We start from the raw sequence: 6,861 nt of genomic DNA, 5'->3' as shown, positions 1-6,861 counted from the left end.
CGAAGAGCCCGGGACCGCACAGGCCGGCGGTACACGGTGAACACGGCACACCACCTGATACTCGCCGGACAACTGAATGACCTCGGCAACCACTGGATCGGCATGTTCAAGAACTGGGCGACCACAGGCCTGACGGCCGGTCTCCTCGTCCTTGTCGTCGTCACCATGATCCAAAGATTCTCGCTCAAGGCGGGGATCGGCGCCCTGCTCCTGATGGTGATCGCGCTGGGCCTCTACAACTCCCGCAACGCCCTGGCGAACATGTTCGAAGACGAGGTGAAGAACCCGGCCAAGGGCGCACCCGCCGTCCCCGGCATCGTCCACTCCGAACTCCCGGCCGGCCGGGACCACTCCCCCGGCATCGGGGGCCGGCTGTGACCGCGGCCGCTCCCCCGCGGGTGGGCCGCTTCTACACCACCGCCCGCCGCCACCCCTGGGTACTGGGCAAGGTCGCCGACTGGAAAATCCCCCTCGGCCCCTACACACCCGCACAGATCGCGGTCGCCGTCGTCGGCGGCTTCCTCCTCGCCAAGACCATCACCTGGTGGTCGTGGATGGGACCCGTCCCGATCGCGGCCTGGCTGCTCGGCGTCTGGGCAGTGCGCCGTCCGAAGATCCGGGGGCGTGCCCCGATACAAGCGGCCCTGGGCTGGCTGATGCTCGGCCGGCAGCCGCGCGGGGGACGGATCGGCGGACACGCCGCCCGCGACCGTACTCCCCACCCGCTGCTCGGCGGCTTCACCATCGAAGACACACCCCCACCCGCTGCCACAGCGCCCGCGCCACTGCGCGCATCCCAGCCCTCTGCCGACCAGTCCCCCCGTCGCAGCCCAGCCGCGCCGCACACGTCCGCAGCCCGCCGTACGACGGCGGCTGCTCCCGCAACGCCGGCCCGTCCGGCAGGTCCGGCAGGTCCGGCCCGTCCGGCGAGCCCGGCGAGCCCGGTGTCGGGTGTGCAGCAGCTGCTCGCCCTCACCGCACAGAACAGGGGTGCGCGATGAGAGTGCCGATCCGCCACATCGCCGGACACCTGGTGTGGTCGACGCAGGGCAGTGTGTGGGCGATCTACCGGCTGCACCCCGGCCCGGACTCCCGCGGCCGCAGTGAGGAGACCGTCCAGGGCACCTACGTGCCCGCCGCAGTCCGCGACGAACAACTCGCCAAGATCACCCACCTGGTCCGCTCCCTGTCCGGGGCTCCACGCCTGTTCGGGCTGTGCGCGCAGGTCGATCCGGGGGAGATCGCCCTGCGCATGATCGAGGGCATCGAACCGGCCGAGAACATGCCGGTCGACGGCGGACATCCGTGGGTGGAGAACGTCGAAGCCACGCTGAACCTGCTGGACGGTCAGGAGATGCACCGCCGCACCCTGTGGCTGGCCGTACCACTCCAGACCCAGAACACCGGCGGACAGATCTCGGCGTCACTCGGCGCGATGTGGGCAGAAGTGGCCCCCGCGTTGGGCATGCGGGCCGCGCCCGTGGCACGGCGTGAGGTGACCGCGTACCGCGAGCAAGCCTCCCGGATCGAGGCCGCGCTCGCCGGCGGCGTCGCTTTCCGCCCCGCCCGCCCCGCGGAGATCGTGTGGATGATCCAGCACGCCCTGCACCGCGGCCTGGCGGAGCCGCTGCTGGCCGAGGCCGAGAACAGCGAGCTCTACGGAGGGCAGATCCGCGAAGGAGTGCTGCACTCCCCCAGCTACGCCGACCTCGGCCAAGTACGCCTCCACGAAGGCGGCATCAACCCCGAACCCGACGACACCGACGACCTCAAGAACGCCGGACAGCTCACGCGATCGGGCCGGAAGGCCTGGTGGCGACTGAAAGCCGCTTCCCCGCTGCGACGGCGCTGGCTTCAGGTCGAAACCGACGCCGGCACCGGCTACCAGGCGCAGTTGGCGCTGGCCGAGTGCCCGCCCGCCGTCAGCCAAGACTCTGCTGATCTGTTCGCCCAGCTGGAAACCCTCGACTTCCCCGTCGACTACACCATCGACCTCACCCTCGTACCCGCCGAGAAGGCACGGCAGCAGGTACGGCGCAAGAAGAACGAACTCATCGACCAGGCCGACCAGTACGACGCCCGCCCCACCGGCATGCCCGCCTCCCTCTCCGAGGCCGCACGGGACCTCGGCGAACTGGACGCCCGCCTCTCCCGCACCTCGGTCGAGGTCGAGGTCCAGTCCGTGACCGTCCTGACGGTATGGGGGCCGACCGCCGCCGTCTGCGACGCCCGCGCCCACGCCCTGACCGCACTGCTCGGCGGCGCCGACTACCGCGCCGTGCGCCCCGCCGGACTCCAGGAAGCCCTGTTCACCCTCGGCCTGCCCGGCACCGCACGACCAGGCGCACTGCGCGAGTTCACCCAACACCAGATCTCCGAGGACTGGGCACTGGGCGGCGCCTTCACCGTGGGCGAGGTCGGCGACCCGGGCGGCATGTTCCTCGGCATCGACCTCGACTCCGGCACCACCCGCCCCGTCATGATCAACGTGGCGGACGCGCCGAAACAGGACGCGTCCGCGTCGATGGGCATCGTCGGCGACCTCGGCGCCGGCAAGAGCGTGCTGCAGAAACTGATCGCGGAAGCGGTGTGGGCGCGCGGCGGCTGCGCGATCTGCATCGACCGCACCCCGGTCCGCGAATGGGCGACGTTCGCCCGGACCGCGGCGAAGGGCCGCGTCCAGATCGTCGACGCCGCCCGCGCCGAGGTCTCCATCGACCCCCTGCGGATGTTCACCGGCCCCGAAGGCCGCCACTACGCCCTGTCCTACCTGACCCTGCAGCTCGGCATCGGCCCGATGAGCACCAACGGCGAGGTGCTGCACCACGCCGTCGAGCAGGCCGCCGCCGGCGAACAGCCCTCCATGCACCGCGTGGTCGAGGTCCTCGACGGGATGGCCACGAGCGAGGCAGGCAAACGACAGGACGCCGCCGCCACCCTCGCCGGCCTCCTCCGCGTCGTGGCCACCAACTCCCTCGCCGCGATGGTCTTCGACCCGGCGCTGCCACCGGTACGGCTGGACGCCTCCAGCACCTCCGACATGATCGTGATCACCACGACCGGCCTGAAGCTGCCGCCGAAGACAGCCTTCGACAAGCCGGAGGTTCTCCTCCAGCAGCCGCTGGAGGCGCTCATCGGCCGCGCGGTGCTCTACCTGATCGCCGCGATCGCCCGCCAGACCGCGTTCGAGGATCCCGAGCGGTTCACCGCGGTGGTCGCGGACGAGCTGTACTGGCTCACCTCGTCCGCCGAAGGCACCGCCCTGGTCCACGAGATCCTCCACGACGGCCGCAAACACGGCGCCGGCCTCCTCGCCGCCTCCCACGACGCCGAAGAACTCGGCCCCGACCGCGGCCTGATGGCCTACCGCGCGCTTGCCCGCACCACCGACCGCGAACGCGCCCGCCGCGGACTGGAGTTCGTCGGCCTCGATCCGGGCGACCCGGAGCTGCTGCGGCTGGTGACCACCGGCCTGTCCCCCGTCGGCCGCAAGGGCCGAGAGGGCGAATTCCTGCTGGCCTGCCCACGCCAGAACACCGGCCGGGTCAAGGCCGTCATCCCCCGCATCGCACGCATCGAGACATCCATCACCACCACACCCGGACACCGCCCCAGCGACGCCTCCCACCACGCGGGTTCAGCGGCCGAGCCGCTCGCCGGTGAGGGCACCGACCGCCCGAAGGAGCACGTTCAATGATCTCTTCCTTGTGGGACCGCTCCCGGCGCATCCGCGCGGCCGCGGCCGTCCTCACCGTGATCGCCGTGGCCGTCGGCGTGCTCGTCCTGGTTTGCGGGGTGGGCGTACCGGAGGGTTGGTGGCCGCACACCGGGCAAGCCTTCACAGCCAGTTCACCGCCCGCGCACGATGATCCGTGCCGCCTGATCCTGGGACGGGCCAAGGCGTACTGCGAACGCGGCACCGCACACACCGCCTCGGCCGAGCACCACGGCAGGACTGCGGCAGCATGGCGACTGCTGTCGGTCGGCGCGGGCCTGACCGCTCTCGTCGTCTGGCGGCGCCACGCCGCCCGGCAGAGGCGGCACTGACATGCGGCGCCCAGACCGCCGCACCCTGCGCTCGGCCGGGTTCGTCCTGCTGCTCACCGGCGTGTTCGTGATGGTCAACACCCAGGTCGTGTACGCAGCGAGCAACAGCAGCGAAACCGGGGACCTCCTCGCACCACTGAACATCACCTCCTCCGAAGGCGTGCCGATCAACGGCTACGACCTGGGCTCCGAGCCCGGCTCCATCATCGACTTCAAAGCGCAGGCCCTCGCGTTCGCCCTGTCCGGCCTGTTCACCCTGATCCGGCTGCTGGTCGGACTCGCCGGGTGGGCTATCCAACTCGCCTTCCAGTTCCCGCTGCTGAAGATCCTGATCCGTCCGGCGCAGAAGGTCGCCGACGCCTACGACCATGTAGTCGTCGACACGCTCGGACTGAAAGGTCTCCTGCTGGCCTGGAGTTTCGTCTTCGCCGGTTTCATGATCGTGCGCGGTCGGGTCGGCCGCGGGCTGGGCGAGATCTTCCTGACCCTGCTGATCGCCGCATTCGCCGCCTCCGCGTTCGTGCGCCCCGACTACCTCCTCACCCAGCACGGACCGCTCGGACAGGCGCAACAGGTGGCCGCCTCCGTCGCCCAGCAGAGTGTCAACTCCTACGACTGGGGCGGCAAGATCGCCTCCACCGACCCGTGCGCGGGGATGGCCGGCAACGCCGAACTCACGTGCCTGCAGCTGGAAGACGCGGCGCCCGTCTCCGCGGCGGAGGTGGCCCGTCCCCTCCAGGACTCGATCACCAACGCGCTGATCGTCAAGCCCTACATGCTGCTGGAGTACGGCCGCGTCCTCGATCCGGCGAAGGCGTCCGACCGCAAGGCCTACGCGATCCATCTGATGTGGGTGAGCGGTGGATACAAGGCCAGCACGACGGAGGCAGCCGACTGCAGCCAGCTCGAAGTATCCGCTCAGAGCTACTGCGAGCAAGCCCAACAGGAGAAGAAGAAGACCAAGGATGCCTGCCGCTGGGTCATCGGCGACGCCAAGGAGTTCTGCGAGCGCGGCCGCGACGCCAAGGTGTCCGGGAACACGCTGCCCGAGCTCACCCCGGGCAGCGCACTACTGGAGGCCACCAACCCTGTTGTCAACGAGGAGGACCAGGAGTTCGCCGCGTTCCTCTCCGACATGAAGAAGGCAGGTCCGGTCGGCAAGGCGTGCGCCGCCTACGCCGAGAAGCCCACCTGGTGGCGGGTCGGCGGCGCCGCACTGCTGCTGGTCGCCGCGCTGTTCATCTGCGGGATGTTGCTGTCCTCCGCGATCGTGCTGCTCGGTACCCAGGGCATCTGCGCCGCAGCGGCGGCCGCCGGCGGCGTCACCTTCGTCGCCGGCATGCTGCCCGGGCCACCGCGCCAGAGCGTGTGGAAATGGCTGTCCCTGTGGGGGATCGCGATCCTCGCGCTCCTCGCGATCTGCGCGTTCATCCCGTTCTTCGGCATCGCCGTCGACGCCACCATCACCAACGGCCCCGACCTCGTTGTGGAACGGATCCTGCTCATCGACGTGCTGGCGATCGCCGGCGCGGCAGGTCACCGCCGCCTGCTGAGCGGCATCACCTCCTTCGGCCGGCGCACGGCGATGCGGATGCGCTACGCCAAGGTCGGCGGCACCCACCTGCCCGGCGACACCTCCGAACTCGGCGCCGCCCTCGCCATGAACTCCCCTGCCGCGATGGGCGGTTACGGCGGCGGGCTGCGCATGTTCGCCGGCGGTGGGGGCGGCCGGTTCGGGCTGCTCGGCACCCGCTACCGGCTGCTGAGCGCGCTCACCTCCCTCGTCGACGGCGCCGGCATGCCGGTGGACACCGGCGGGATCCTCGCCGACGCCACCGCCGAAGCCGGACGCGGTCTCGCCCCGCTCACCGCCGCCGCAGCCGTCGGCGGTCTGGGCGCACGGCTCGGCCTGAAAGGCTCCCACTGGCTGCTGATCGGCAGGCGCCCGGACCGGGAGCAGCTGGCCAAGTGGCGCAAGCCCACCGCCGACGGCGACCCCGGCGGGGGCGGGCCGTGGGGCAGCGGACCTGGCGGTCCGGGCGGACCTGGCGGAGGTCCCGGCAGGCCCGGAGGGCCGCCCGACCGGTACCGCAACGACCAGGGCCAAGTCGTCAACCGCAACAACGGCCAGTTTCTGCACGACCAGAACTCCGACCGCACCCTGCTGTCGACGCGCGCCCACAACCGGCTGGTCCGTTTCCGCGGCTACCGCATCCTCAACCGGGGCGGCCGGGCCGCGTACGGAGGGACGGTCGGGCTCCCGGCCAACGTCCGCCGCGCCGGGGCGGGCGGCTCGCGCTACACGCAGGACGCACAGCAGCAGCTACGTGTGTGGGGCAACACCGGGCGCGAGGACGCCCGGGCCTGGGTCGACACAGGCCTCGCCGTGGCCCGGGTCAGTGGCCAGACCGGTCGGCTCCTCAGCCGTCGTCCGGCAACCACAACGACTCCGGCCACGCCGGCACCGGCCGTGCCTGCCCGCCCGACAGCACCACCACGGCCGACAGCGCCGGGCGGCCGCCCGCCCAGCCCCGGCCCAGGCACGCCACCCCGTGCGGGCGGCGGTCCCACCCCGCCGGCGCCTGCTCCGGCGCCTGCTCCGGCGCCTTCACGGACGTCCCGCCTCGCCCCCGGGCCCACGGCCCGTCCGTCAGGCGGGACCGGGCCCGCTCCGACCGGAGGCCACGGCACGGGCGGTAACGCGGGCACCGGCAACCAGGACCAACTGCGGGAGCGGATGCGGCAGGCCGAAGCACTGCGCGCCATGCGGGAACGGTGGCGGATCCAGGACGGTGAGGACGAGTGAGCCAACGC

At 71.5% G+C, this 6,861-nt stretch carries 5 protein-coding genes; all 5 read left to right on the top strand.

Annotation, left to right across the window (positions count from 1 at the left end; genetic code table 11):
- Window positions 1–36 precede the first annotated feature (36 nt).
- From OO70_RS48920 to OO70_RS48900, 5 genes are read left to right on the top strand one after another with little or no spacing between them, the layout of a single operon-like run.
- Window positions 37–378 carry a hypothetical protein gene (locus tag OO70_RS48920; protein WP_043687638.1) on the top strand — a complete coding sequence of 114 codons (342 nt, stop codon included), beginning with the start codon at window positions 37–39 and terminating at the stop codon, window positions 376–378.
- Entirely contained in the window at window positions 375–1,001 is a 627-nt protein-coding gene (locus OO70_RS48915) for a hypothetical protein (RefSeq protein WP_043687635.1), read from the top strand. The genes OO70_RS48920 and OO70_RS48915 overlap by 4 nt, the downstream gene beginning before the upstream one ends.
- Window positions 998–3,697 carry an ATP-binding protein gene (locus tag OO70_RS48910; protein WP_043687632.1) on the top strand — a complete coding sequence of 900 codons (2,700 nt, stop codon included), beginning with the start codon at window positions 998–1,000 and terminating at the stop codon, window positions 3,695–3,697. The genes OO70_RS48915 and OO70_RS48910 overlap by 4 nt, the downstream gene beginning before the upstream one ends.
- Window positions 3,694–4,047, top strand: coding sequence for a hypothetical protein (locus OO70_RS48905; protein WP_043687629.1), 354 nt, complete (start codon window positions 3,694–3,696; stop codon window positions 4,045–4,047). The genes OO70_RS48910 and OO70_RS48905 overlap by 4 nt, the downstream gene beginning before the upstream one ends.
- A gap of 1 nt (window position 4,048) precedes the next feature.
- A complete protein-coding gene (locus tag OO70_RS48900; RefSeq protein WP_043687627.1) occupies window positions 4,049–6,853 on the top strand; it encodes a hypothetical protein in 2,805 nt (934 codons plus the stop codon).
- The last annotated feature ends 8 nt before the right edge of the window (window positions 6,854–6,861 follow it).

It is taken from the genome of Streptomyces xylophagus, from assembly GCF_000716435.1.
Taxonomy (GTDB): Bacteria; Actinomycetota; Actinomycetes; order Streptomycetales; family Streptomycetaceae; genus Streptomyces; species Streptomyces xylophagus.
Note: the sequence above shows the minus strand (reverse complement) of the source record. Positions and strands in the feature narration are given on the sequence as shown.